Annotated in this window: 21 protein-coding genes; 8 read left to right on the plus strand and 13 right to left on the minus strand. The window is 73.0% G+C overall.

The features are described 5' to 3' along the window. Window positions 1-19: 19 nt before the first annotated feature. Window positions 20-1,585, minus strand: coding sequence for an amidohydrolase (locus ACIG87_RS00545; RefSeq protein ID WP_396846781.1), 1,566 nt, complete (start codon window positions 1,583-1,585; stop codon window positions 20-22). Between the two features lie 5 nt (window positions 1,586-1,590). After that, complete coding sequence (locus ACIG87_RS00550; protein WP_396847566.1) at window positions 1,591-2,640, minus strand: zinc-binding alcohol dehydrogenase; 1,050 nt, start codon at window positions 2,638-2,640, stop codon at window positions 1,591-1,593. A gap of 179 nt (window positions 2,641-2,819) precedes the next feature. On the opposite strand from ACIG87_RS00550, the gene ACIG87_RS00555 reads away from it, so the two are divergent. After that, window positions 2,820-4,226, plus strand: a complete 1,407-nt coding sequence (locus ACIG87_RS00555; RefSeq protein ID WP_396846783.1) for a KamA family radical SAM protein — start codon at window positions 2,820-2,822, stop codon at window positions 4,224-4,226. Between the two features lie 60 nt (window positions 4,227-4,286). Here the strand turns inward: ACIG87_RS00555 and ACIG87_RS00560 are convergent, their stop codons facing one another. Together ACIG87_RS00560 and ACIG87_RS00565 are read right to left on the minus strand one after the other, a co-directional pair. Continuing rightward, window positions 4,287-4,622 (minus strand): YnfA family protein, encoded by a 336-nt coding sequence (locus ACIG87_RS00560; RefSeq protein ID WP_396846785.1) that lies wholly within the window; start codon window positions 4,620-4,622, stop codon window positions 4,287-4,289. An 81-nt stretch (window positions 4,623-4,703) separates the two neighbouring features. Continuing rightward, window positions 4,704-4,895 carry a CsbD family protein gene (locus ACIG87_RS00565; protein WP_396846787.1) on the minus strand — a complete coding sequence of 64 codons (192 nt, stop codon included), beginning with the start codon at window positions 4,893-4,895 and terminating at the stop codon, window positions 4,704-4,706. A 227-nt stretch (window positions 4,896-5,122) separates the two neighbouring features. Here ACIG87_RS00565 and ACIG87_RS00570 point away from each other — a divergent pair, with 227 nt between their 5' ends. Next, window positions 5,123-5,689, plus strand: coding sequence for a histidine phosphatase family protein (locus ACIG87_RS00570; RefSeq protein ID WP_396846788.1), 567 nt, complete (start codon window positions 5,123-5,125; stop codon window positions 5,687-5,689). Between the two features lie 78 nt (window positions 5,690-5,767). Here ACIG87_RS00570 and ACIG87_RS00575 read toward each other — a convergent pair whose 3' ends face one another. Genes ACIG87_RS00575 through ACIG87_RS00585 form a run of 3 tightly spaced genes read right to left on the minus strand, consistent with a single transcriptional unit; the run spans window position 5,768 to window position 7,686 of the window. Next, window positions 5,768-6,259, minus strand: coding sequence for an Lrp/AsnC family transcriptional regulator (locus ACIG87_RS00575; RefSeq protein WP_396846789.1), 492 nt, complete (start codon window positions 6,257-6,259; stop codon window positions 5,768-5,770). Between the two features lie 59 nt (window positions 6,260-6,318). Next, a complete protein-coding gene (locus ACIG87_RS00580; protein ID WP_363671834.1) occupies window positions 6,319-6,534 on the minus strand; it encodes a DUF433 domain-containing protein in 216 nt (71 codons plus the stop codon). 9 nt (window positions 6,535-6,543) lie between these two features. Next, window positions 6,544-7,686: an acyl-CoA dehydrogenase family protein gene (locus ACIG87_RS00585; RefSeq protein ID WP_396846791.1), complete on the minus strand. Its 1,143-nt coding sequence runs from the start codon at window positions 7,684-7,686 to the stop codon at window positions 6,544-6,546. Between the two features lie 217 nt (window positions 7,687-7,903). Here ACIG87_RS00585 and ACIG87_RS00590 point away from each other — a divergent pair, with 217 nt between their 5' ends. Continuing rightward, window positions 7,904-9,025, plus strand: coding sequence for a glycoside hydrolase family 5 protein (locus ACIG87_RS00590; protein ID WP_396846793.1), 1,122 nt, complete (start codon window positions 7,904-7,906; stop codon window positions 9,023-9,025). A 130-nt stretch (window positions 9,026-9,155) separates the two neighbouring features. Here ACIG87_RS00590 and ACIG87_RS00595 read toward each other — a convergent pair whose 3' ends face one another. Further along, window positions 9,156-10,223, minus strand: coding sequence for a DUF4037 domain-containing protein (locus ACIG87_RS00595; RefSeq protein WP_396846795.1), 1,068 nt, complete (start codon window positions 10,221-10,223; stop codon window positions 9,156-9,158). Between the two features lie 122 nt (window positions 10,224-10,345). Here ACIG87_RS00595 and ACIG87_RS00600 point away from each other — a divergent pair, with 122 nt between their 5' ends. Next, window positions 10,346-11,299: a 5'-3' exonuclease H3TH domain-containing protein gene (locus tag ACIG87_RS00600; RefSeq protein ID WP_396847568.1), complete on the plus strand. Its 954-nt coding sequence runs from the start codon at window positions 10,346-10,348 to the stop codon at window positions 11,297-11,299. A gap of 105 nt (window positions 11,300-11,404) precedes the next feature. On the opposite strand, the gene ACIG87_RS00605 is transcribed toward ACIG87_RS00600, so the two are convergent. Beyond that, complete coding sequence (locus ACIG87_RS00605; RefSeq protein WP_396846796.1) at window positions 11,405-12,292, minus strand: MHYT domain-containing protein; 888 nt, start codon at window positions 12,290-12,292, stop codon at window positions 11,405-11,407. A gap of 169 nt (window positions 12,293-12,461) precedes the next feature. Beyond that, window positions 12,462-15,260, minus strand: coding sequence for a DEAD/DEAH box helicase (locus ACIG87_RS00610; protein ID WP_396846798.1), 2,799 nt, complete (start codon window positions 15,258-15,260; stop codon window positions 12,462-12,464). An 86-nt stretch (window positions 15,261-15,346) separates the two neighbouring features. Here ACIG87_RS00610 and ACIG87_RS00615 point away from each other — a divergent pair, with 86 nt between their 5' ends. Beyond that, a complete protein-coding gene (locus ACIG87_RS00615) occupies window positions 15,347-16,114 on the plus strand; it encodes an HAD family hydrolase (RefSeq protein WP_396846800.1) in 768 nt (255 codons plus the stop codon). Beyond that, window positions 16,111-17,067: an EamA family transporter gene (locus ACIG87_RS00620; protein WP_396846802.1), complete on the plus strand. Its 957-nt coding sequence runs from the start codon at window positions 16,111-16,113 to the stop codon at window positions 17,065-17,067. The genes ACIG87_RS00615 and ACIG87_RS00620 overlap by 4 nt, the downstream gene beginning before the upstream one ends. Here the strand turns inward: ACIG87_RS00620 and ACIG87_RS00625 are convergent. Further along, window positions 17,030-17,956 (minus strand): diacylglycerol kinase family protein, encoded by a 927-nt coding sequence (locus ACIG87_RS00625; protein ID WP_396846803.1) that lies wholly within the window; start codon window positions 17,954-17,956, stop codon window positions 17,030-17,032. The two genes, ACIG87_RS00620 and ACIG87_RS00625, sit on opposite strands and share 38 nt — an antisense overlap. 507 nt (window positions 17,957-18,463) lie before the next feature. Beyond that, window positions 18,464-18,787: a TraR/DksA family transcriptional regulator gene (locus tag ACIG87_RS00630; RefSeq protein ID WP_396846805.1), complete on the minus strand. Its 324-nt coding sequence runs from the start codon at window positions 18,785-18,787 to the stop codon at window positions 18,464-18,466. A gap of 330 nt (window positions 18,788-19,117) precedes the next feature. On the opposite strand from ACIG87_RS00630, the gene ACIG87_RS00635 reads away from it, so the two are divergent. Continuing rightward, a complete protein-coding gene (locus ACIG87_RS00635) occupies window positions 19,118-20,776 on the plus strand; it encodes an FAD-dependent oxidoreductase (protein WP_396846807.1) in 1,659 nt (552 codons plus the stop codon). After that, a complete protein-coding gene (locus ACIG87_RS00640) occupies window positions 20,773-22,209 on the plus strand; it encodes an ATP-binding protein (RefSeq protein ID WP_396846809.1) in 1,437 nt (478 codons plus the stop codon). The genes ACIG87_RS00635 and ACIG87_RS00640 overlap by 4 nt, the downstream gene beginning before the upstream one ends. A gap of 99 nt (window positions 22,210-22,308) precedes the next feature. Here the strand turns inward: ACIG87_RS00640 and ACIG87_RS00645 are convergent, their stop codons facing one another. Beyond that, entirely contained in the window at window positions 22,309-24,444 is a 2,136-nt protein-coding gene (locus ACIG87_RS00645; protein ID WP_396846810.1) for a B12-binding domain-containing radical SAM protein, read from the minus strand.

Below are 24,444 nucleotides of genomic sequence, written 5' to 3' on the forward strand. Positions count from 1 at the left end.
CTACCGATGGATAGCTCGCTCACGAAACGCCTTCCTCGTAGATGACCTCACCGCGCAACACCGTGCGCCGGCACACCGGCAACGGCGTCGGATCCGACGGACCCCGCAACTCCGGGTCCTGCGCCAACAACACCGGCAGACCCCGCTCCACCCCCGCCGGGCTCGACCACACCGCGAACGTCGCCGGCGCCCCCAACGCCAACACACCCTCGTTGTCCAGCCGCACCGCCCGCCACCCACCCCGGGTGTGCGCCGCGAACGCCGCCCGCACACTCATCCGCTGCGACGGATTGTGGTGCGCCGCCGCCGCCCGCACCCCACCCCACGGGTCCAACGGCGTCACCGGCGAATCCGACCCGAACGCCAACGCCACCCCGACCGAGTGCATCGCCCCCATCGGATTCGACTCCCACGACCGGTCCAGACCCAACCGCGACTCGTACATCCGACCCGCGCCACCCCACAACCGATCGAACGCCGGCTGCATCGACGCCACCACCCCGAACTCCACGAACCCGGCGATCAACCGCTTGTTCATGAGCTCCGCGTGCTCGACCCGGTGCCGGGCCGCCCGCACCCGATCCGTCCCCAACCTCGCCGCCACCGCCGCGAACCCCGCCAACACCGTCGAGATCGCCGCGTCACCGATCGCATGAAACCCGCCCTGCATCCCGTGCGCCGCACAGTCCAACAGATGGTCACGCACCTGATCGACGCTCAGATACCCGTGCCCACAACCCTGCCCGTCCCGGTACGCCGCCGACACGTGCGCCGTCCGCGACCCCAACGCCCCGTCGGCGAACAGATCACCACCCGCACCCACCGCACCCAGGTCCCGGGCCCGCGCCGCCCCCGACAACTCACCCCAGTACCCGTACACCTCCGGCAACCCCGCACCGGACAACGCCAACAACCCGGTGAAATCCTCCTCGTCGGAGATCTCCGGACCACCACACTCGTGCACCGCCGCGATCCCCAACGACGCCGCATGTGCCAGAGCCACCCGCTGCGCCGCGACCCGCTGCCCCCGACCCACCGACCCCTGGGCCACCGCCCGCACCACATGATGCGCGTCCCGCCGCAACCACCCCGACGCGTCGAAACCCGCCGCGCCGGCCGCCTGCGGACACGCCGCCAACAACGCCGACGACACCAACGCCGAATGGATCGACGCCTGCGACAGATACACCCGCCGGCCACCCGCCGCCCGATCCAGCTCCCCGGCGTCCGGCAACCGCCGATCGGCCCAGCCCGACTCGTCCCACCCATGCCCCAGCAGCACCCCGTCGGCCGGCAGCCCCGCCGCGAACGCCGACACCGCCGCCAACAACTCCCCCGCCGAGCGCACCGACGACAGATCCAACCCCGACAACGCCAGACCGGTGTCCGTCGCGTGCACATGCGCATCGACGAACGCCGGCGTCACCAACGCCCCGTCCAGGTCCACCACCCGATCAGCGGCCGGCGCATCCGCGTCGACACCCAACCAGGCGATCCGCCCGTCCCGGACCAACAGCGCCGTCGCGCTCGGCTCCGCCGGACAGTGCAGCACAGCGCCGCGGTACAACGTCGAGGGGTTCGTCATGACACTCAGTCTGCCGCCAGCCGGGACTCGAAGAGAGCACGTACCCCCGGCTCCGACCGCAACAACCCCAACGCCAGCTCCGCGTGCCCCGGCACATACCCGTTGCCCACCAGCATCGTCACATCCGCCGCCAGCCCCTCCGCGCCCAACGCCGCCGCCGCGAAACTCGTCGCCATCGAGAAGAAGATCACCGTGCCGCCGTCCGCCGTGGCCAACACCGCACCGTGCTCACAACCCGGCACGTCCACGCAGACCACCGTCACGTCCGCCGGCCCGCCCAACGCCGTGGTCACCGCCGACGACAGGGCCACCGGATCCCGCGCGTCGGCCAACGCCACCACCGACGCCACCCCGGCCGCCGCCAGCGCGTCCCGCTCCGCCGCCACCGGCACCACCCCGACGGTACGACCCGCGCCCGCCCGCCGCGCCGCCGCCAACGACAACGACCCGCTCTTACCGGCCCCACCGACCACCGCCACCGTCACCGGGGACGGGTCACCGGCCCGCTCCCGCCGCGCCACCCGCTCGCCGACCACCCGCGCGGTCAACGCCGGCGCCCCACACACGTCCAGCACCGCCAGCGACAACTCCGGGTGCAGGTCCGCCGGCAACACCGCCGCGATGGACCGGGCGAACAGGATCGCGTACCCGTCGCACGGCACCTGCTCGCTGCGCCCGTCCCAGCGGGCCAGCCCGTCGAGGACGGTCAGCGGGGTCAACGTCAGCGACACCAGCGTCGCCACCCGGTCACCCACCGTCAACCCCAGCGGCGACCGACGACCGACCTCCTCCACGGTGCCGATCAGCATCCCACCCGACCCGGTCACCGGGTTCTGCATCTTGCCCCGGGTCGAGATGATCTCCTGCACCTCGGCGCGGACCTTCTCCCCGTCCCCGCCGTGCTTCTCCGACAACTGCCGGAAGCTGGCCGCGTCGAGGTTCAGCCGCTCGACCCGGATCCGCACCTCGTTCGGGGCGATCCGTGGGTCGGCGTCCAGCCGCCAGGCTGCCTGCGGCAGCACCCCCGCCGGTTCCACGACGCGATGCAGGCCCACCGGTGACGTCACGCCAACCTCCCCTCTCCACCGCCCGAAGCCCCGACCAGGACTCGCATCGCGGGAAAACTTACGGCAGACTAATTTCTTCGCCGGATATTTTCCAGTAGCCTTCGGATCTACCGATCATCGCACCAGCCCGCCGGTCACCCCGGCCACGCACACCACGAGGAGGGGCCGTGACCCAGACCCAACCGATGGAGACCATCCCTGGGCCCCGCCCCGCCCCGGTCGCCGTGCCGACCGCCGGCCAGCCCTACGAATACCGCCGCAGCCCCCTGACCGAACCCGACTGGACCCGTTTCCCCGGCTGGCGCCACGTCACCCGCGAGCAGTGGGAGAACGCCCAGTGGCAACGCGTCAACTGCGTCAAGAACATCAAGCAGCTGCGCACCGTCCTCGGCGACAGCGTCGACGAGACCTTCTACACCGACCTGGCAGCCGACCAGCAGGCCCTGGCCACCATGTCGATGCTGGTGCCACCCCAGATGATCAATACGATGGTGCCGTTCGCACCGATGACCACCGAGGCGTTCCGCGCCGACCCCGTCCGGCGCTACATGATCCCGGTCGCCGCCGACCGACGCACCGACTGGCCGTCGCACCCCTACGCCAGCCGCGACTCACTCCACGAACACGACATGTGGGTCGCCGAGGGCCTCACCCACCGCTACCCCACCAAGGTCCTCGCCGAACTGCTCTCCACCTGCCCCCAGTACTGCGGGCACTGCACCCGGATGGACCTGGTCGGCAACTCCACCCCCGCCGTCGACAAGCTCAAGCTCACCCTCAAGCCCGTCGACCGCTACGACGCCCACATCAGCTACCTCAAGGCCCACCCCGGCGTCCGCGACGTCGTCGTCTCCGGCGGCGACGTGGCCAACGTCCCGTGGCGCAACCTCGAGTCGTACCTGATGCGGCTGCTCGAACTGGAGACCGTCCGCGACATCCGGCTCGCCACCAAGGCCCTGATGGGCCTGCCCCAGCACTGGCTGCAGAACGACGTCGTCGAGGGCCTGGAACGGGTCGCCCGCACCGCCGCCCGACGCGGCGTCAACCTGGCCATCCACACCCACGTCAACCACGCCCAGTCGATCACCCCGCTGGTCGCCAGGGCCACCCAGACCGCCCTCGACGTCGGCGTCCGCGACGTCCGCAACCAGGGCGTGCTCATGCGCGGCGTCAACGCCACCACCACCGACCTGCTCGACCTCTGCTTCGCCCTCCAGGGCGAGGCCGGCATCCTGCCGTACTACTTCTACATGTGCGACATGATCCCCAACGCCGAACACTGGCGGGTCCCGGTCTGGCACGCCCAGCAACTCCAGCACGACATCATGGGCTACCTGCCCGGCTACGCCACCCCCCGGATCGTCTGCGACGTCCCCTTCGTCGGCAAACGCTGGGTGCACATGCTCACCGAGTACGACCGCGAGCGCGGCATCTCCTACTGGACCAAGAACTACCGCACCTCCATCGAGTCCGCCGACCTGGAGGCGCTCAACAAGCGCTACGCCTACTACGACCCGATCGACACCCTCCCCGACGCCGGCCAGCAGTGGTGGGCCGCGCACCGCGACGACTGACCCCACCGCACACCCGCCGCCTCCGTGACCGGTCGGGTCGCGGAGGCAGCGGGTGTGCGGTCACGCCCCGCGCGGGGCGTACATGATCACCACGACGCCGAGCAGGCAGATCGCCGCGCCCGTCAGGTCCCACCGGTCCGGCCGGAAGCCGTCCACCAGCACCCCCCAGGCCAGCGAACCCGCCACGAAGACCCCGCCGTACGCGGCCAGGATGCGGCCGAAGTTGGCGTCCGGCTGGAACGTCGCCACGAAGCCGTACACGCCCAGCGCGACCACCCCGGCGGCGATCCACCACAACCCCCGGTGCTCCCGCCAGCCCTGCCAGATCAGCCACGCGCCACCGATCTCGGCGAGCGCGGCCAGGACGAACAACACCAGTGATCGGGCGACCAGCATGACCGCACGTTAACGCGGGTGGCCCCCCCGGATCTCCCGGGGGGGGCCACCCGACGCCGCGTCAGGCGGATACGGCGGCTCTCAGCGCATGGTGTCCTTGACGTCACGACCGGCGTCCTTGACGTGCTCACCGGCCTGCTGGGCCCGTGCCTTGTTCCGCTCGGTGGTGCCCTCGGCCCGCATCCGCTCGTTGTCGGTGACGTCGCCGATCCGCTCCTTGGCAACGCCGGTCAGCTCCTGGGCCTTGTTCTTCGCCTTGTCGGTGAAGCTCATGTCGCCTCCTGTCGCTGCGGCGGTCACGGGGTCTGCGCCCCGCTCCCCGTCGGCGTCCCCGATCTGTCCGGGCTCAAACGGACTGCGCCGTAGGCGCAGAGGTAGTGGTGCGCGTCTGCGCACCACCTCTAAGCCGTCCTAGGATGATTGGGTCGTCCACCGTACGGCGGGACACCGGCGGCAGGCTGTGCGGGCTGGTCGCGGCGGAGGCTGGTTGACTGGGAGACATGAGCGAGATCATCCTGATCCGGCACGGCGAGACGACCTGGAGCGCCGCCCGACGGCACACCTCGTACACCGATCTGGAGCTGACTCCCGACGGTGAGCGGCAGGCCCGCGCGTTGGCCGCGGTGCTGGCCGGCCAGCGCTTCGCCACCGTGCTCGCCAGCCCCCGGCTACGGGCGCTGCGCACCGCGCAGCTCGCCGGCCTCACCGTCGACCACACCGACGACGACCTCGCCGAGTGGAACTACGGCCGGTACGAGGGCCGGACCACCGACGACATCCACGCCGACCAGCCGGCCTGGAACATCTGGACCGACGGCTGCCCCGGCGGAGAGTCCCCCGACCAGGTCGGCGCCCGGGTCGACCGGTTGCTCGCCCGGCTCACTCCCCTGCTGGAGCGGGGCAGCGTCGGCCTGGTCGGGCACGCCCACACCCTGCGCGTGGTCGGCGCCCGCTGGATCGGCCTGCCCGCCGCCGGCGGCGGCAAGCTCCGGCTGGACACCGCCACCGTCAGCGTGCTCGGCCACGAGCACGGCCGCCCGGTGATCCTGCGGTGGAACGGCGGCTGAGCGCGGCCCCCGGCCGGCGCGGCCCGCCAGCCTCAGCCCGGCGTCGGCTGAGGGGCCACTGAGGGCACCAGCCGGAGGTCAGGCCGACGCGTCGACGCCACCCCGGGAACGGACCCGGGGCTCGCCGACGGCGACCTTCGGCGGCCGACCCTCGTACGGGGTGGACAGCACCACCGTCGTGCGGGTGGTGACGTTCGCGGCGGTACGGATCTCCTGGAGCACCCGCTCCAGGTCAGCCGGCCCGGCAACCCGCACCAGGAGCAGGTAGAAGTCCTCCCCCGCCACCGAGTAACACGAATCGATCTCGGGCAGGTGGGCCAGCCGCTCCGGCGCGTCGTCCGGCTGGGACGGGTCGAACGGCCGGATCGCCACGAACGCGGTCAACGGCAGATCCAGCGCCTCGAACGACACCCGGGCGGTGTAGCCGCTGATCACGCCGCGCTGTTCCAGCCGGCGGACCCGCTGGTGCACGGCCGAGACCGACAGGCCGACCTTCTCCGCCAGATCCGTGTACGACAGGCGGCCGTCGGCGGTCAGCGCGGCGACGATGGCACGGTCGATCTCCTCCACGCGTGCAACCTACCCGGTGGAGCGTTCCCCTGGCGACGACGTCCCGCCCGATGTGACGCTCAGCGGGCCGCCCGGTCGCGCACCGCATCCGCCGCGAAGTTCAACACCTCCGCCAGATCCTCCTCGTCGAGGAAGGGCAGATCGGTGAGGATGTCCGTCACCGACATCCCCTCCGCCATCATCGCCAGCAGGGTCGCCACCGGGATCCGGGACTGCCGCACGCAGGGTGCGCCGCCCATCACCTCGGGATCGATGGTGATCCGGGGGAAGGTCACCGGCACAGGCTAGCCCTTCGCCAGCGCCCGGGAGATCACCAGCCGCTGGATCTGGTTGGTGCCCTCGACGATCTGGAGCACCTTCGCCTCCCGCAGGTACCGCTCGAGCGGGTGGTCGGCCACGTAGCCGGCGCCACCGAGCACCTGCACCGCGTCGATGGTCACCCGCATCGCCACGTCGGTGGCGAACAGCTTCGCCTTGGCCGCCTCGATCGAGTACGGCCGGCCGGCGTCACGCAGCCGGGCGGCAGCCAGCGTCAACGCCCGGGCGGCGGAGATCTGGGTGGCCGCGTCGGCCAGGAGGAAACCGAGCCCCTGGAAGTCGATGATCGCCCGGCCGAACTGCTGGCGTTCACGGGCGTAGTCGACGGCGTAGTCCAGCGCCGCCTGGGCCAGGCCGACCGCGCAGGCGGCGATGCCGAGCCGCCCCGAGTCCAGCGCGGACATCGCGATGGTGAACCCCGCCCCCTCGCCGCCGATCAGCCGGTCGGCCGGCACCCGGGCGTCGTCGAAGGCGACCTGCGCGACCGGCGAGGAGCGCAGCCCCATGGTCCGCTCGGCCGCCTGCGGCACGATGCCGGCGGTGCCCCGGTCGGCGAGCAGGCAGGAGATGCCCTTCGGTCCCGGCCCGCCGGTGCGACAGAAGATGTTGTAGAAGTCCGCCACCTGGGCGTGGGTGATCCACGCCTTGACGCCGGTGACCCGGTAGTCGTCGCCGTCGCGGACCGCCCTGCTGGTCAGCGCCGCGGCGTCCGAGCCACCCTGCGGCTCGGAGAGGCAGTACGCCCCGAGCAGTTCCCCACCCAGCAGGTCCGGCAGCAGTTTGCGCTGCGCGTCGGTGCCGAACTGGGCCAGCGGATAGCAGGACAGGGTGTGCACGCTGACCGCCTCGGCGACCGCCAGCCACCGCCCGGCCAGGATCTCCAGCACCTGGAGGTAGACCTCGTACGGCTGGGCGGCACCACCGTGCTCCTCGGGGTACGGCAGGCCCAGCAGGCCGGCCCGGCCGAGGGTGCGCAACACCTCCCGGGGGAACTCGGCACGCTCCTCGAATCCGGCCGCTCTCGGCGCGAGCTCGCGGTCGGCGAGCTCGGTGGCGAGGTCGAGCAGGTCGTGGGCCTCGTCGGTGGGGAGGATCCGGTCGACAGTCATAGCGCGATGAGCTCCATGGGGGTGGTGTTGAGCCGTCGCCCGTCGTCCGTCGGCGGCGGGCGCCATCCCGTCAGCTTAACGGTCGTTCGGGCAACGGCCCACTCCGTCGGCGGGGCGACGGCGGCGGCCCGGGGCCGGCCGGGTGAACCGCGACGGCACTGGTTCCGTACCACCGGGTGCCCTCCCCGGGTCCCGACGAGCCCGACGGAGTTCACCGATGCATCGACGCGCAGTACTGACCTCGGCGGGAGTCGCCCTCGCCGCGCTCACCGCCGCCTGGGCGGCCCTGGCCATCCCCACCGCGAGCGCGGAGAGCGAACCGGAGCGGCCGGTCGCCACGAGCGCGACACCGCAGGCCACCACCGGCACGCCGAGCGCCACCGAGGACGCGCCGCAGGCCACCGCGCCCGCCGACTCCCCGGTGGCCGTCAACGGCCTGCTGCGGGTGTGCGGGGTGAACCTGTGCAACGAGGCCGGGGAACCGATCCAACTGCGCGGGATGAGCAGCCACGGTCTCCAGTTCTTCCCGAACTGCCTCAACCCGGACTCGCTGGCCGCGCTGCGCACCGACTGGCGGGCCGACTTCGTCCGGGTGGCCATGTACGTCCAGGAGGGCGGGTTCGAGACCGATCCGGCCGGCTTCACCCGCAGGGTCGACGAGGCCGTGGAGGCCGCCAGCGCCCTCGGCCTGTACGTGGTGGTCGACTTCCACATCCTCACCCCGGGCGACCCCAACCTGAACCTGGACCGGGCGACGTCCTTCTTCGCCGAGGTCGCCGCCCGGCACGCCGCCCGGACCAACGTGCTCTGGGAGATCGCCAACGAACCCAACGGGGTCGACTGGGCCGGCATCAAGAGCTACGCCGAGCAGGTCATCCCGGTGATCCGGGCCGCCGACCCGGACAGCGTGGTGCTGGTCGGCACCCGGGGCTTCTCCTCGCTCGGCGTCTCCGAGGGCGCCGACGAGACCGAGGTGACCGACGACCCGGTCGACGCCGCGAACATCATGTACACGTTCCACTTCTATGCCGCGTCCCACCGGGACCTGCAACGGGCGACGGTGGCCCGCGCCGCGCGGAGCCTGCCGCTGTTCGTCAGTGAGTTCGGCACCCAGACCTTCACCGGCGACGGCCCGAACGACCTGGACAGCGCCACCACCTGGCTCGATCTGCTGAAGAGCCTGAAGATCAGCTACTCGATGTGGAGCTTCTCCGACGGCCCGGAGAGCAACTCGGTGTTCCGGCGGGGCACCTGCGCCGGCACCGACTTCACCGGCACCGACGTGCTGACCGAGTCGGGGGAGTTCATCCGCACCCGGATCCGGGGCGCCGCCGGTTAGCCACCGGCTCCCGGTGGGGTGCCCGGCGGCTGGTCCGGCGCGGGGTGCCGGTCCGGCGTACCTCGGCACCGGCGGTGGGCCGGCGGTCGGCGCGGTCGCCGGCAACGGGCCGACCACCCCACCGACGCGGTCAGCCGGCGACGGCTCCCGCGACCCGGCGCACCCGGTCCGAGTGGACCAGTACGTCCACGTTGTCGACGTACTGGTCCACCGCCCCGACCAGGGGGCGGTCCCGGAGGACGGGGTCGACGATCGCGGCCCGCAGCGCGGCGGCGAGACGACCCGCGTCGAGCACCAGGAAAGGCCGCCCGTGGAAGGGCCGGACCGTGGGATCGACCGGCGCGGCCAGCCCGGTGGCATTGGTCCAGTCGGCAACCGTCTCCAACGCCCGCACCAGGCCGGCCTGCCGCCCGGCCCAGTCACCCGGCCCGAGCACGTCCGCCAACGCCGCTGTCACCGGCGCGGCGTCCGGCAGCGCGGCGAACACGCTGCCGAGCCACTTGTCGTACGGCGGCCAGCGCCGGTGCAGCAGCAGACCGAGCCGCATCAGGTCGCGGGCCACCCGGGCGGCCACCAGTTGGCTGCCCAGCACGTCGCCCACCTCGGCACACCGCCCGACGAGATGATCGGCCTGCCCCACCCGGGTCCACCCGGCGGCCAGCACGTGCCGCCACACGTCGTCCGGATACCAGGCCAGGGCGGCGCGGACGGCCTCGACCGTGCCGTCGAGGCCGTCGTGGAAGACCGCGCCGCCGGTCAGCTCGGCCAGCCGCTGGGTCGGGAGGGCGAGCCAGTCGTCGGTGGTGACGGCGACGGTGGGGTCGAAGCCGAGCCGGCCCCGCAGCCAGTCCCGCCACCCGGCCACCTCCACCCCGCTCCGGTCACCGGCGACGTCGGGCACCCCCAGGCGCGCGGTCGGCCAGCTGAGGAACCGGGTCGGCCGGCCCAGGAACCGGACCGGCAGGCCGGTCAGCACCGCGCGCACCGACGCCGCGTCGGCCGGATCCGCCACGAAGACCTGGGCCCGCGGCCCCCAGTCGTGGTCGGTGGAGCGCTCGGTGTCCAGGCCCAGCAGCTCCGAACCGCCGTCGAGCAACCCGGCGGAGTACCGCAGGCCGGGCAGCCGGGCAGCCAGCAGCGGCGCGACGGCCTCGTCGTGGAAACGGCGACACAGGGCCAGTCCGGGCACGAACTCCATGCCCGGCAGTCTCACCCGCCACCCGGCCGACGTCATTCCGATTTCCCGCCCCCAGGTTCCCGCCCACCGGGCCACGCCGCCCACCAGGAGCTGCGGGCCCACCGCCCCTCGTGCCGTCCGCCATGTCGTCGGTGGGTTGTGCCACGCTGTCGGGCGTGGCAGACCAACCTCCGATCCTGCTGATCGACGCCCCCAGCCTCTACTTCCGGGCCTACTTCGGCGTGCCCGAGTCGGCCGCGAGGACCGGGGACGGCCAGCCGGTCAACGCCGTCCGCGGCTTCCTCGACATGCTCGCCCAGCTCATCCGCACCCGCCGGCCGGACCGGATGGTCTGCGCGCTCGACCACGACTGGCGGCCGGCATGGCGGGTGGAGCTGCTGCCGTCGTACAAGGCGCACCGGGTCGCCCCGGCGGGTGGCGAGGAGGTGCCGGACACCCTCTCCCCGCAGGTGCCGGTGATCCTCGACGTGCTGGCCGCGATCGGCATCACCGCCGTCGGGGCGACCGGCTACGAGGCCGACGACGTGCTGGGCACCCTGTCGGTCACCCAACCCGGCCCGGTGGAGGTGGTCTCCGGCGACCGGGACCTCTTCCAACTCGTCGACGACGCCCGTCGGGTCCGGCTGCTCTACATCGGTCGCGGGGTGGCCAAGCTCGACGACTGCGACGACGCGGCGGTCCGGGCCCGCTACGGCGTCCCCGCCGACCGGTACGCCGACTTCGCCGCGCTGCGCGGCGACCCGAGCGACGGGCTGCCCGGCGTGCCCGGGGTGGGTGAGAAGACGGCCGCCCGGCTGATCGACCGCTACGGTGGCCTGCCCGGCATCCTCACCGCGCTCGACGACCCCGGGTCCGGGTTCGCCCCGGGACTGCGGGCCAAGCTCGACGGCGCCCGCGACTACCTGGCGGTGGCCCCGAAGGTGGTCCGGGTCGCCACCGACGTGCCGCTGCCGACGCTGCCCACCGCACTGCCGGCCGCGCCCGCCGACCCGGACCAGCTGCTGGAGCTGGCGCAACAGTGGAACCTCGCCGGCTCCTGCCGGCGGCTGGTCGACGCCCTCGCCCAGCAACCCTGACGAGGCGGGCGGGGGCGACCGGGGGCGGGCGGCACCCGCCGGGGCCGGACGAGCCGCGTCGACGGCGACCGGCCCCGGCCGCCGTCGACGGGTGCGGCGGTGGGTTCAGCGTGGCGGTGGGGCGTCCCGGCGGGACGGGAACGGGGTGCCCGGCCGGCCCAGGGTGGTCGACCGGGCACGCAGGCCCACCGGGTCCGGAGCGGCCTGCGGGGCGGGTGCCGGCGGGGTGACCTGCCGGGCGTCCAGGTAGGCGGCGGCGGCCCGGTCATCGTCGGTGGGGGCGGCGAGCAGCGCGTAGACCAGCCCGACCACCACGAAGATCACCGCAAGGACGATCGGCACCAGCAGCGTGCTCACCCCCGCGCCGGTCACCGCGCCGCGCCGCTCGTGCAGGTGCACCGACAGGGCGCTCATGCCGGTGAAGTGCATGCCGTTGACGGCGACCCCCATGACCAGGGCAGAGCCGGCGATCGCCAGCCCCCGGCGGACGGTCATCGCCAGCCACAACGCCACGGTGGCCGCGACCACGGCGATGACCACCGACAGCGCCACCCGGGTGCCGTCGTAGTTCAGGTCACCGCTGAGCCGCATCGCGGCCATGCCGGTGTAGTGCATGGCCGCGACACCGACACCGGTGAACAGGCCACCGCCGAGAACCTTGGCGGCGCTGAGCCGGCCGGTGCCGACGATGGCCAGGCCGAGCCCGACCGCCGTGACGGCGATCACCGTGCTGGCGGCGGTGAGCGGCACGTCGTACCGGAGCCGGGTGCCGGTGACCGCGAAGCCGAGCATGGCCATGAAGTGCATGGCCCAGATCGCGGTGCCGCCGATCGCCCAGGCGGCCAGCAGACCCCACCAGACGCGCTGGCCGGAGCTGCCGGCGGTGCGGATCCGCCCGGCGCAGACCAGCCCGAGGAACGAACCGAGCACGGACAGCGCGTAGCTCAGCGCGGGTGTGATCCACCCGTACTCAAAGTGATTGATCTCCGCCACGGCGGCCTTCCCCCCACTCCGTCACCTGCGCGTAGGAGACCGCGCCCGAGCAATGATCGAGGAGGCCATGAGCAGGGACAACAGCGACCCCCCGGTTATCCGGGGGGTGCCGTCGTGGTGACCGTCCGATGCGTCGATTAACCGGCCATCGGTGACCGAAAGTGATAATTCAGGCGGAGGTGTAGTGCGCCAGCACGCCACGGTTGACGGCGGCGATCGCCTGCCGTGCGGTGGCCCGCAGCTCGGTCGGCGCACCACCGGAGTCGGCAAGCTGACCGAGCAGGTCGGCGACCTGCCGGGCCCAACGGACGAAGTCCCCGGCGGGCATCTCGCCATCGATCTGATGACCGCTGGCGAGCACCTTGGCCAGGGTCTCACCCCGGGCCCACCGGTAGATGGGCCAGGCGAAACCGAAGTCCGGTTCGCGAGTGACGGTCAGCCCCCGCTGCGCCTCGTCGGCCTCGATCTCACTCCACAGCTTGAGCGTCTCGTCGACCGCGTCGGCGACCGGGCCACGCGGCAGCGACGCCCGCTCGTCGGCGTCCCGGCGGGCCTCGAAGACCACCACCGAGACGGCGGCGGCCAGCTCCGACGGGGACAACCCGTCCCAGACGCCCCGGCGCAGGCACTCGGCGACCAACAGGTCCGCCTCGGTCCAGATCCGGCCGAGCATCCGACCGGCGTCGGTGACCCCGCCGTCGGCGGACAGATAGCCCCGGGCGGTCAGCAGCGCGACGATCCGGTCGAAGGTACGGGCCAGCGAGCCGGTACGCCCGGAGACCCGCTGGCGCAACTCCTCGGTGTCGTTCTCCAACCGGCGTCGCCGCTCCGCCCAACGGGCGTGCTCCTCCCGCTCCGGGCAGGCGTGGCAGGGGTGCCGGCGCAGCTCCGTGCGGAGCTGGCTGAGCCGGTGGTCCTCACCGGCGGCCTGCCGGGACCGCCCACCGCGACGCCCACCGTGCCGGTCCAGCCCGGTCCCGCTGACCTCGGCGGCGAGATCCCGCCGGGCAGCCGGCGAGCGGTGATTGAAGTGCTTGGGCACCCGGATCCGGGCCAGCACCTCGGCCGGGGTGGTGAAGTCACCGGGGCTGACCCGACCCGCCCACCGGTCCTGGGTGAGCACCAACGGCCGGGGCTCGCCGAAGCCCCCGGTGGCCGGGTCGAGGACGACCGCGAGCCCGGCCCGCCGCCCGGACGGCACCCGGATCACGTCACCGACCCGCAGCCGCTCCAGCGCGGCCACCGCGGCGGCCTTACGCTGGGTCTGCCCCTGCCGGGCGATGGCCCGCTCCCGGTCGCCGATGGCCACCCGCAACGCGAAGTACTCGTCGAAGTCACCGTGGTGGCAGACCGCCTCGGCGCCGTACGCGTCGATCGTCTCGGTGTTGCGCTGCACCTGCCGGGCCAGCCCGACCACCGAACGGTCCGCCTGGAACTGGGCGAACGACGACTCCAGCAGCGCGCGGGCCGGCTCGACGCCGACACTGCCGACCAGGTTGACTGCCATGTTGTACGACGGCCGGAAGCTGGACCGCAGCGGATAGGTGCGGGTGGAGGCCAGGCCGGCCACGTGCCGGGGATCGGTCTCCGGCGACCAGACCACGACGGCGTGCCCCTCGACGTCGATGCCCCGCCGGCCCGCCCGCCCGGTGAGCTGGGTGTACTCCCCCGGGGTGAGGTCGACGTGCGCCTCACCGTTGAACTTCACCAGCCGCTCCAGCACCACACAGCGGGCCGGCATGTTGATGCCCAGCGCAAGGGTCTCGGTGGCGAAGACCGCCTTGACCAACCCCCGGACGAACAGCTCCTCGACGACCTCCTTGAACACCGGCAGCATGCCGGCGTGGTGGGCGGCCAGGCCACGCTCCAGCCCGTCGAGCCACTCCCAGTAGCCCAGGACGCTCAGATCCTCACCGGGGATCGCGGTGACCCGGGACTCGACCACCCGGCGGATCTCGGCCCGCTCCTCCGCCGAGGTCAGCCGCAGGCCGGCGGCGAGGCACTGCTGCACGGCGGCGGCGCAGCCGGCCCGGCTGAAGATGAACAGGATCGCCGGGAGCAGCCCCTCCCGATCGAGCCGGTCGACGATGTCCGGGCGCATCGGGCCGCGCCAGCGCGGGCCGCGCCGACCGCCGCCGGGGCCGGCGCTGCGCCCCTCCCCCAGCTCCAGCCGGCGGGTCTGGTCCCGGGTGTAGCGCAGCAGCTCCGGGTGCACGTCGTGCTTGCGCGCCGCGTCGGCGTCGTGGAACAGGTCGAACATCCGCTTCCCGACCAGCATGTGCTGCCACAGCGGGACCGGCCGGTGCTCGCTGACCACCACCGCCGTCTCACCCCGCACGGTGACCAGCCAGTCGGCGAACTCCTCGGCGTTGGAGACCGTCGCCGACAGCGAGACCAGGGTGACCGAGGAGGGCAGGTGGATGATCACCTCTTCCCAGACCCCACCCCGGAACCGGTCGGCGAGGTAGTGCACCTCGTCCATCACCACGTAGGCCAGGCCGGCCAGGGTGGCCGAGCCGGCGTAGAGCATGTTGCGCAGCACCTCGGTGGTCATCACCACCACCGGGGCGTCCCCGTTGATCGCGTTGTCGCCGGTGAGCAGGCCGACCTGCGCGGCGCCGTAGCGTTGCACCAGGTCGTGGTACTTCTGGTTGGACAACGCCTTGATCGGCGTGGTGTAGAAGCACTTGCGCCGGGCCCGGGGGGCCACCGCGCCCTCGGCCGCCGCCGGCGTGGGCGTGCCCCGCAGCGCCAGGTGTACGGCGAACTCGCCGACCACCGTCTTGCCCGCCCCGGTCGGGGCGCAGACCAGCACCCCGCTGCCCCGCTCCAGGGACTGACACGCCTCCCGCTGGAAGTCGTCGAGGTCGAACCCCAGGTCGAGGGCGAACTCTTCCAGGGCCGGGAACTGGGCGGCCTGGGCAGCCCGGCGGCGTGCCTCGGCGTACCGCTCGGCGGGGCTCGACATGTCAGCAAGATTAATCGGTACCACCGACGGCCACCCGTCAAGGCCGTCCGGCAGGGCGGTCGGGGTGGGTCGGTAGGGTGCACGACGTGCCGGATCATGTCGAACCGCCCGAAGCCTCGAACGGCGTCGAGAACGCGACCCGAGCGGGTGCGTCCCGCCGCCCCGTGGAGGCGGTGCTCTTCGACTTCCACGGCACCCTGGCCCAGGTCGAGCAGGCCCACGACTGGGTGGTCGCCGCGGCGGCGACGTGCGGGGTGAGCCTGGAGCGGATGCGGGCCACCGCGCTGGCCGACCGGCTGCTCACCGCCGGCCGGGCCGGCGGCCCGATGCCGACCCGGGTGCCACCCCGCCTGGCCGAACTCTGGGCCGACCGGGACCTCTACGAGCACGCGCACCGGGCCGCCTACACCGGGCTGGCCGAGACGGTGGACGCCGGCATCGAGGGCTTCGCCGAGGCGCTCTACGAACGGGTGCTGGTGCCGGACGGCTGGGTTCCCTACCCGGACACCACCCCGGTGCTGACCGCGCTGCGGGCGGCCGGGATCAAGGTGGCGGTGGTGAGCAACATCGGCTTCGACATCCGGCCGCACTTCGCCGCCTGGGGACTGGCCGACCTGGTCGACGCGTACGCCCTGTCGTACGAGGTGGGACGGTGCAAGCCCGATCCGGGCATCTTCCTGCGCGCCTGCGGGATGCTCCGGGTGGACCCGGAGCAGACGCTGATGGTCGGCGACACCCCCGCCGACGCCGGGGCGGTCGCCGCCGGATGCGGGGCGCTGGTCCTGCCGGCCGCGGGTCCGGGGCGTCCCAGCGGCCTCGGCGCCGTGCTCGACCTGGCCCTGCCGTCCCGATGATCAACTCGTCCGGCCGGGCTGGCGCGGTCGGACTGGTGCTCGGCGGGGCACTGTCGGTGCACTTCGGCTCGGCCGTCGCCGCGCTGCTCTTCCCCCGGGTCGGGGTACCCGGCACGGTGGCCCTGCGGCTGACCATCGGGGCGCTGTTGATGCTGCTGGTGTGCCGACCCCGGCTACGCGGACACGACCGGGCCGACTGGCTGGCCGTCGGCGCGTTCGGGCTCGCCCTGGCCGGCATGAACTCCGTCTTCTACCAGGCCATCGAACGGATTCCGCTCGGCCCGGCGGTGACCCTGGAGGTGCTCGGACCGCTCACCCTGTCGGTGCTGACCGCCCGCCGGTGGACCGCCTGGTGCTGGGCCGGGCTCGCGCTGGCCGGGGTGGCCCTGCTGGGTCAGGGCGGATTCGACCGGCTCCACCCGGTCGGCGCGGGCCTGGCGCTCGGGGCGGGCGCGCTGTGGGCGGCGTACATCGTCTGCTCCGCACGGGTCGGCGGCCGGTTCCCCCGCGCCGACGGGCTGGCCCTGGCCCTCGCCCTGGCCGCCGTGCTCACCCTGCCGTTCGGCCTGGCCGACGCCGGGGCCCGGCTGTGGCATCCGGGGGTGCTGGCGCTCGGCGCCGGATTGGCGCTGCTCGCCTCGGTGCTGCCCTACACCCTGGAGCTGCTGGCCCTGCGCCGGTTGGCCACCTCGACGTTCGCGGTGCTGATGAGCCTCGGGCCGGCGCTCGCCGCGCTCGCCGGCTGGCTGATCCTCGGTCAGGACCTGCACCCGGTCGAGGTGCTGGCGATCGGCCTGGTGGTCGTCGCCAGCATCGGCGCGGTCCGGGCCGCCGCCCCACGCGGCGACGGGCCGGCCGCGCCGGTCGGCGGCGGGCCGGGATCCGCGCGGCCAGGGCCACCGCCGGGCGAGCCGTTCAGCGCAGCAGATGCACCGCCCGAGGCACCGCGCTGATCCGTACCGGCAGGTCCAGCGACCGTTCGCCGTCGGCGTACGTGGTGATGCCCTCGGCGGCCAACTCGACGGTACGGGCCCGGTAGCTGCGGACCAGCGGGTGCGCCACATGGGTGCCGGCGTAGATGCGCGGCTTGACCCGGATCAGGGTGCGCCGGTCGATCCGGCCGCCGACCACCACGTCCAGCAGCCCGTCGGTCGGGTCGGCGGCAGGGCAGATCCGCATCCCACCGCCGTAGCTGGCGCAGTTGCCCACCGCGATCAGCACGGCATCGACCCGGTGTTCCTCGCCGTCGAGACGCAGCGTGTAGCGACGCGGGCGCAACCGGGCCAGCTCGACGAGGATCGCCAGGTCGTACCGGCGGGGGCCGCGCGGCCAGCGCATCCGGTTGGCCCGCTCGTTGACGATCGCGTCGAAGCCGGCGGCGAGGACCGCGCCGTACCAGCGGTCAGGGCCGGCACCGGCGGACATCCGGGCCAGGTCGACCGGGCGGGTGCGACCGGAGCGCAGCGCCGCGGCGATCATCTCGACGGCGGCGAGCGGATCGGCCGGGAAGCCGGTGTCGGCGGCGAAGTCGTTGCCGGTGCCGGCCGGCACCGGACCGAACGGCACGGCCGTACCGGCGACCGCCTGGAGGGCACGGTGGACGGTGCCGTCCCCACCGACCGTGACCAGTGCGGACGCCCCGGCGGCGACCGCCGAACGACAGGCCGCCTCCGCCTCGGCGGGGGTGTGTGCGGTGAGCAGCTCCACCGGTCGGCCGGCGGCGGCGAGACTGTCGACGACCCGGGGCAGCAGACCCCGGTGGCGGCCCCGGCCGGCGGTGGGGTTGGCGAGCACGGCGACCGGACCGGCCGCCCGGCGATCGTCTGCGGTCACGGCGAGCACCGTACCGGTGCGGTGGCGCTACGCGGAGAAGCGGGACCGCACCACGTGTAAGGCATCCTAGGTTGCTAGGTGGGAGGGGCGTGTCGGCTGCACCCGGCCGGGGATGCGGTGCCCCGTCGGCGACTGGCGAGTACGCCCCGCGATACAGGTGGTATCCGTCCGCGTCCTGTGGAGCTGATGACGTACACGATTCACCGGCGGAACCGCCAGTGATCCAGCCGGCCCACGGGCCACACTCGCGCTGCCCTTCGGGACGGGTGATGCGTCAACGTCATCAGCTCCACAGGACCCAAACCCACCACCTGGAGTGGTGGGCCGCAGACAGCTCGGAGCCACCGGTGCAACGTCATCAGCCCCGAGGACGTGAACCCCACCACTGCTCCGGCCGGTACCCGACCGGGCAGCAGGGGCGGACCTCCGGCCCGAGCCGACCGCTCAGGTCTCTCCGCGCGACCACCCCACCGACGGGCCACCACCGGCCCCACCGCCGGCGGGGTGGAGGGTCGGTCAGCCGTGTGCCTTCTGCTGGCAGGGCACGCAGAAGCGGGCCTGGGGCAGCGCCTCCAACCGTTCGGCCGGGATCGACTTCTCACATCGTTCGCAGCGGCCGTAGCTGCCCTCGGCGAGTCGTCGCAGCGCCCCGGCCAGGTGGTCCAGGCTCTGCCGGGTGGCCGCGATCAGTGCGCCCCGGGTGTGCGCCTCGGCCGGGTCACCGGTGTCGGCGGTCAACTCGGTCAACCGGGCGGTCTGCGTCGCGAACTGCTCGGTGAGGGCCTGGCGGAGCATGGTCAGCCGGTCCTGTTCGACCTGGCCGTGCAGATCGATGCTCATGACATGTCCTTTCGGGGGGAAGAGAAGTTCCGGGAAATAGAAAAAGGCCGAAGCCGAATGGCTTCGCCCTGGTGGCCGATCCGGAGGGGGTACGCCGCTCCGGCGGGCCACGCCCGGCGGGGATCGGGCTCGGCCGCCCCTGGGTGGGCACGACAGCCGGCCGCGTCCCGTCGGACACCGCCACCCGACACCGGGCCGCCACGAACCGCACCACCGGCGCACCGGTGGCGAGGGCAGGACGGACGGTCGGGGACATGTGGCCAACCATAGGCAGTGATCCGGGAAAAGCAAGCAGATACCGGGGCAGGTGGCTGTGCTTACATGGGCACCATGGCACAGCCGGTGATCCTCACCATCGACGACGACCCCGCCGTCTCCCGGGCGGTGGCCCGGGACATCCGCCGCCGGTACGGCGACCGCTACCGGGTGGTCCGGGCCGACTCCGGACCGGGCGGGCTGGAGGCGCTGCGGGAGATCAAGCTGCGCGGCGAACGGGTGGCGGTGCTGCTGGCCGACTACCGGATGCCCGAGATGAACGGCATCCAGTTCCTGGAGGCCGCGATGGACCTCTTCCCGGCCGCCCGGCGGGTGCTGCTGACCGCCTACGCCGACACCGACGCGGCCATCGACGCGATCAACGTGGTCGACCTGGACCACTACCTGCTCAAGCCGTGGCACCCGCCGGAGGAGAAGCTCTACCCGGTGGTGGACACCCTGCTGGAAGCCTGGGCGGCCAGTCCCGACCAGGCCAGCGAAGAGATCCGGGTGGTCGGGCACCGGTGGTCCGCGCCGTCGTTCGCGGTCCGCGACTTCCTCGCCCGCAACCTGGTGCCCTACCGCTGGCTGCTCACCGACGACCCCGAGGGCGGCCGGCTGCTCGCCGCCGCCGGGGCCGACGCGACCGACGTACCGCTGGTGGTCACGCCCGACGGCAAGGCGCTGGTCGCCCCGACGGAGGCGGAGCTGGCCGCGCTGGCCGGGCTCACCGTCGCCCCGGCCGCCGACTTCTACGACCTGGTGGTGGTCGGTGGCGGGCCCGCCGGGCTCGGCGCCGCCGTCTACGGGGCCTCGGAGGGGCTGCGTACCGTGCTGGTGGAGCGGCGGGCCACCGGCGGTCAGGCCGGGCAGAGCAGCCGGATCGAGAACTACCTCGGCTTCCCCGACGGGGTCTCCGGCGCCCAGCTCACCGACCGGGCCCGCCGGCAGGCGTTGAAGTTCGGCGCGGAACTGCTCAGCACCCGCGAGGTGGTGGGGTTGGAGAGCGCCGGCGCGGCCCGGCTGCTGCGCTTCGGTGACGGCAGCACCATCGCCGCGCACACGGTGGTGCTGGCCACCGGGGTGTCGTACCGGGTGCTCGACGCGCCCGGCCTGGCCGACCTGACCGGCCGGGGGGTGTTCTACGGCGCGGCGTCGACCGAGGCGCCGAGCTGCGTCGACCAGGATGTCTGGATCGTCGGCGGGGCCAACTCCGCCGGCCAGGCGGCGGTGCACTTCTCCCGGTACGCCGCCCGGGTGCACCTGCTGATCCGGGGCGCGGACCTGACCGCGTCGATGTCGTCGTACCTGATCCAGCAACTCGACCGGATCGACCGGATCGTCGTGCACCCGCACACCGAGGTGGCCGGCGGCGAGGGTGACGAGCACCTGGAGCGGCTGCGACTGCGCGACACCCGCAGCGGTGACGTCCGCGAGGTGGACGCCTCCTGGCTGTTCATCTTCATCGGCGCGGAGCCGCGCACCGAGTGGCTCGACGGGGTGCTGGTCCGCGACGAACGGGGCTTCATCGTCGCCGGCCCCGACCTGACCGCGGGCGGCCGGCGACCACCCGGCTGGAACCTGACCCGCGACCCGTACCACCTGGAGTCGAGCCTGCCGGGGGTGTTCGCCGCCGGGGACGTACGGGCCTCGTCGGTCAAGCGGGTGGCCTCGGCGGTCGGCGAGGGTGCGATGGCCGTCTCGCTGGTGCACCGCTACCTGGAGGCGCAATGACCAACTCCGATCGGCGACTCACCCCCGACGAACTGCGTGAGCTGTTCCTCTTCGCCGCCCTCGACCCCGAACAGCTCGACTGGCTGGCCGAGCACGGCCGGGTCGAGCAACGGGCCGCCGGCACCGTCGTGTACGCCGAGGGTGAGCCGGCGAGCTGCTTCTTCGTGCTGCTGTCCGGGGCGGTGACGATGAGCCGTCGGGTGCACGGCGACGACGTCGAGGTCACCCGCACCGACCAGCGCGGCGTGTACGGCGGGGCCACCCAGGCGTACCTGGGCGGGCAGGTCGCGCAGGTCTACCTGAACACCCTGCGGGCGGTCACCGACGCCGAGTTCCTGGTGCTGCCCGCCGAGACGTTCGCCCACGCGGTGCGGACCTGGTTCCCGATGGCGATGCACCTGCTGGAGGGCCTGTTCGTCGGGATGCGGGACACCCAGGCCATCGTCGGCGAGCGGGAACGGCTGCTGGCCCTGGGCTCGCTGTCGGCCGGGCTCACCCACGAGCTGAACAACCCGGCCGGCGCGGCCGTACGGGCCACCTCCTCGCTGCGCGACCGGGTCGCCGGGATGCGGCACAAGCTGGCGATGATCGCCGACGGCCGGCTCGACGGCCGCCGGCTGCACACCCTGGTGGAGTTGCAGGAGGAGGCGGTCAAGCGGGCCGCCCGCGCACCGCAGCTCTCCCCGATGGCCGCCAGCGACGCCGAGGACGCGCTGGCCGACTGGCTGGACGAACACCAGGTCACCGCCGGCTGGGACCTGGCGCCCACGCTTGTCGCCGCCGGCCTGGACACCGGGTGGCTGGACCGGGTGCGGGAGGTGGTCGGTCCGCAGGACCTCGAGTCGGCGGTGCGCTGGCTGAGCTACACGCTGGACACCGAGCAGCTGATGGCCGAGATCGACGACGCGGTCACCCGGATCTCCACCCTGGTCGGCGCGGCCAAGCAGTACTCGCAACTCGATCGGGCCCCGCACCAGGTGGTGGACGTGCACGACCTGCTCGACGCCACGCTGGTGATGTTCAAGGCGAAGATCCCGCCGGGGGTACGGGTGGTCCGCGAGTACGACCGGGACCTGCCGCCGATCCCGGCGTACGCGGCCGAGCTGAACCAGGTGTGGACGAACCTGATCGACAACGCGCTGTCGGCGATGGGCGCGGACGGCACCCTGACGCTGCGCACCGGGCGGGCCGGTGACCGGCTGACCGTCGAGGTCGCCGACACCGGACCGGGCATCACCGAGGCGATCCGGCCGCGCATCTTCGAGCCGTTCTTCACCACCAAGGCGGTCGGTGAGGGCACCGGGCTGGGGCTGGACATCTCGTACCGGATCGTGGTCAACAAGCACCACGGGGACATCCGGGTGGACAGCGTCCCGGGGGCGACCGTGTTCCGGGTGCTGCTGCCGTTCACCGCCCCTGCCCGTACCGGCTGACCGGTGGTCGGGCCCGCACCGCCCGGATCGGCGGCGCGGGCCCGGCCGGCCGCACGGTCCCCAGGGGGTGCGGCCGGGTCGGTGGCGAGGGGGCCGGGGTCAGCCCCCGACCGGGGCGGGCTCCGGCAGGGCGTGCCGGCGCAGCAGCCGCTGACCGATGAAGGTCCGCCACACCCGGTCGGCGACCGTCGGTTCGACCACCCAGAGGCGGTGCTGCGCCTCGGCCAGGGTGAGCGGGACGGCGAACAGGTCCAGGAAGAGCCGGCTGCTGCGGTTGAGCGCGAAGACCTGCCCGTCGGCCCGGCGGAACAGGTGCCGGTCGGTCGGCAGCGACGCGCCGGGGGTGCCCTCCTGCTCCTCCACCCGCATCCGCCGGTACGCCTCCCACGCCTGCTCGTCGGCCCGGTCGACGAAGACGCCGTTGGCGACGAACTCGGTGTGGTCGTCGTCGTGCTGGCGGACCCGGTCGTGGGCGAGCACGCCGCGCACGTCGGTGCCGTACCGGTCGTGGTAGAAGAACGAGTGCGGGGTGTCGGTGCTGCCCAGCCAGGGCCGGTGGTAGTGGCCGGGGTTGAGGGTGGACTTCGCCTGCATCACCTCGTCGTGCGCGGCCTCGGTGACCGGCTCGTCGTAGCGCAGCATCCGGACGATGTCGGAGCCCTCCACCGGGCGGACGTTGCTGATGCCGAACCGCTCCGGCTCCTTGGCGACGATCGCGCCCGGGGTGAGCATGAAGTCGCCGAGACCGCCGAGGGTCCACAGGTCGGGGTTGTCGCGCAGGAAGCCGATGCTGTCCAGGGCCTCCTCCCGGGTCTCGGTGGGGAAGCCGGTGAAGCCCATCATCTGCACCCCGATGTTGGCCTTGGTCATCGCGGTCATCGTCCGGCGGACCTGCTCCGGGCGGGTGCCCTTGTCGATCAGGTCGAGGATGCGCTGGTTGCCGGACTCGAAGCCGACCGAGACGGCCACGCAGCCGCTGCGCCGCAGCAGTTCGCAGCGCTCCTCCGACCAGTACTTCTCCAGCCGGATCTCGGCGCCCCAGCGGAAGTCCAGCCCGCGTTCGACGACCTTCTCGGCGAACCGCAAGATCGTCGCGGGGGCCAGCACGTCCACCGAGAAGTAGATGAACTTGGCGAACTTCGCCAACTCCGTCACGTCGGCGATCATGGCGTCGGCGGTGTCCTGCCGCCACGGGCTGGTCGGGCCGTCGGTGTTCAGGCCGTAGTCGCAGAAGGTGCACTTGTTCCAGTAGCAGCCCCGGGTGGGCGAGTAGTAGACGAACTTCTCCGGGCTCAGGTAGAGGTCCCACGGCAGGCCGGAGAAGTCCGGCACCGGGATGTTGCCGAGCCGCTCGTAGCGCAGCGGGAGCTGCCGCTGCCGGCCGTACTTCGGGTGCAGCCGGACGTTGGGGTGCCCGGCCGGCAGGGTGCCCGTCGCCACCGCGTCGAGGATCTCGGTGTACGCGCTCTCCCCCTCGCCGACCACGATCGCGTCGAAGTCGGCGAGCACCTGGAACACCTGCTCGGGGCGGCTGGCGCACTTCCACACGTCGGAGATCTCGGTGCCGCCGGTGATCACGAAGGCGTCCGGGCAGGCCCGCCGGATCAGCCGGGCCAGCCAGAGGGTGAACGGAAGTTGCCACTGGTAGGTGGCGCTGATGCCGATCACGTCGTACCCGCCGGCGGCCAGCCTCGGGATCAGCACGTCCTCGTAGTACGGCTGGAACGGCCGGTTGAGCCGGGCCAGGGTCGCCTCGTCGGTGAGCGCGGCGACCGAGCCGATGGAGACCGCCGGCGGCGGGTGCAGCCGGAACCCGGCCCGGAACTGGCCGGGGAAACCGACCGCGCCGAGCGCGTCCATCCAGGAGATGACCCCCTCGACCGCCTCCTGGTAGTGCCGGTAGTCGTAGAACAACGTCGGGTCCTGGAGCACCCCGATCGACCGGCGCAGCCGCTGCGGGTCCGGCTCGGGCAGGCCCAGCCGGTTCGCCCGCGCCATCAGCGCGTCCGGGCCGGTCAGGTCGGTCACCGGCGGCCGGGCCAGCTCCCGGCGCAGCCACTCGTACGCCGACGGGGTGTAGGAGTGGTGGAACGCCTCGATGTTGGCGTCGATGATGTCCGCCGCCCGGTGCCCCTGGGCACGGGCGTAGGAGTCGAGATAGTTCAGCGAGTGGTACCCCGAGGTGGGGTCGGTCAGCGGGGGGTAGATCAGCGCCGTCTTCACCGTGCCGCCCAT

This window comes from Micromonospora sp. NPDC051925, from assembly GCF_044548625.1.
Taxonomy (GTDB): Bacteria; Actinomycetota; Actinomycetes; order Mycobacteriales; family Micromonosporaceae; genus Micromonospora.

Excerpts from the sequence above, each read along its gene's own strand:
- ACIG87_RS00545 (WP_396846781.1), bottom strand. The coding sequence starts at position 1,585 with ATGACGAACCCCTCGACGTTGTACCGCGGCGCTGTGCTGCACTGTCCG.
- ACIG87_RS00560 (WP_396846785.1), bottom strand. The coding sequence starts at position 4,622 with ATGCTGGTCGCCCGATCACTGGTGTTGTTCGTCCTGGCCGCGCTCGCC.
- ACIG87_RS00565 (WP_396846787.1), bottom strand. The coding sequence starts at position 4,895 with ATGAGCTTCACCGACAAGGCGAAGAACAAGGCCCAGGAGCTGACCGGC.
- ACIG87_RS00570 (WP_396846788.1), top strand. The coding sequence starts at position 5,123 with ATGAGCGAGATCATCCTGATCCGGCACGGCGAGACGACCTGGAGCGCC.
- ACIG87_RS00585 (WP_396846791.1), bottom strand. The coding sequence starts at position 7,686 with ATGACTGTCGACCGGATCCTCCCCACCGACGAGGCCCACGACCTGCTC.
- ACIG87_RS00590 (WP_396846793.1), top strand. The coding sequence starts at position 7,904 with ATGCATCGACGCGCAGTACTGACCTCGGCGGGAGTCGCCCTCGCCGCG.
- ACIG87_RS00595 (WP_396846795.1), bottom strand. The coding sequence starts at position 10,223 with ATGGAGTTCGTGCCCGGACTGGCCCTGTGTCGCCGTTTCCACGACGAG.
- ACIG87_RS00600 (WP_396847568.1), top strand. The coding sequence starts at position 10,346 with ATGTCGTCGGTGGGTTGTGCCACGCTGTCGGGCGTGGCAGACCAACCT.
- ACIG87_RS00610 (WP_396846798.1), bottom strand. The coding sequence starts at position 15,260 with ATGTCGAGCCCCGCCGAGCGGTACGCCGAGGCACGCCGCCGGGCTGCC.
- ACIG87_RS00620 (WP_396846802.1), top strand. The coding sequence starts at position 16,111 with ATGATCAACTCGTCCGGCCGGGCTGGCGCGGTCGGACTGGTGCTCGGC.
- ACIG87_RS00630 (WP_396846805.1), bottom strand. The coding sequence starts at position 18,787 with ATGAGCATCGATCTGCACGGCCAGGTCGAACAGGACCGGCTGACCATG.
- ACIG87_RS00635 (WP_396846807.1), top strand. The coding sequence starts at position 19,118 with ATGGCACAGCCGGTGATCCTCACCATCGACGACGACCCCGCCGTCTCC.
- ACIG87_RS00640 (WP_396846809.1), top strand. The coding sequence starts at position 20,773 with ATGACCAACTCCGATCGGCGACTCACCCCCGACGAACTGCGTGAGCTG.
- ACIG87_RS00645 (WP_396846810.1), bottom strand. The coding sequence starts at position 24,444 with ATGGGCGGCACGGTGAAGACGGCGCTGATCTACCCCCCGCTGACCGAC.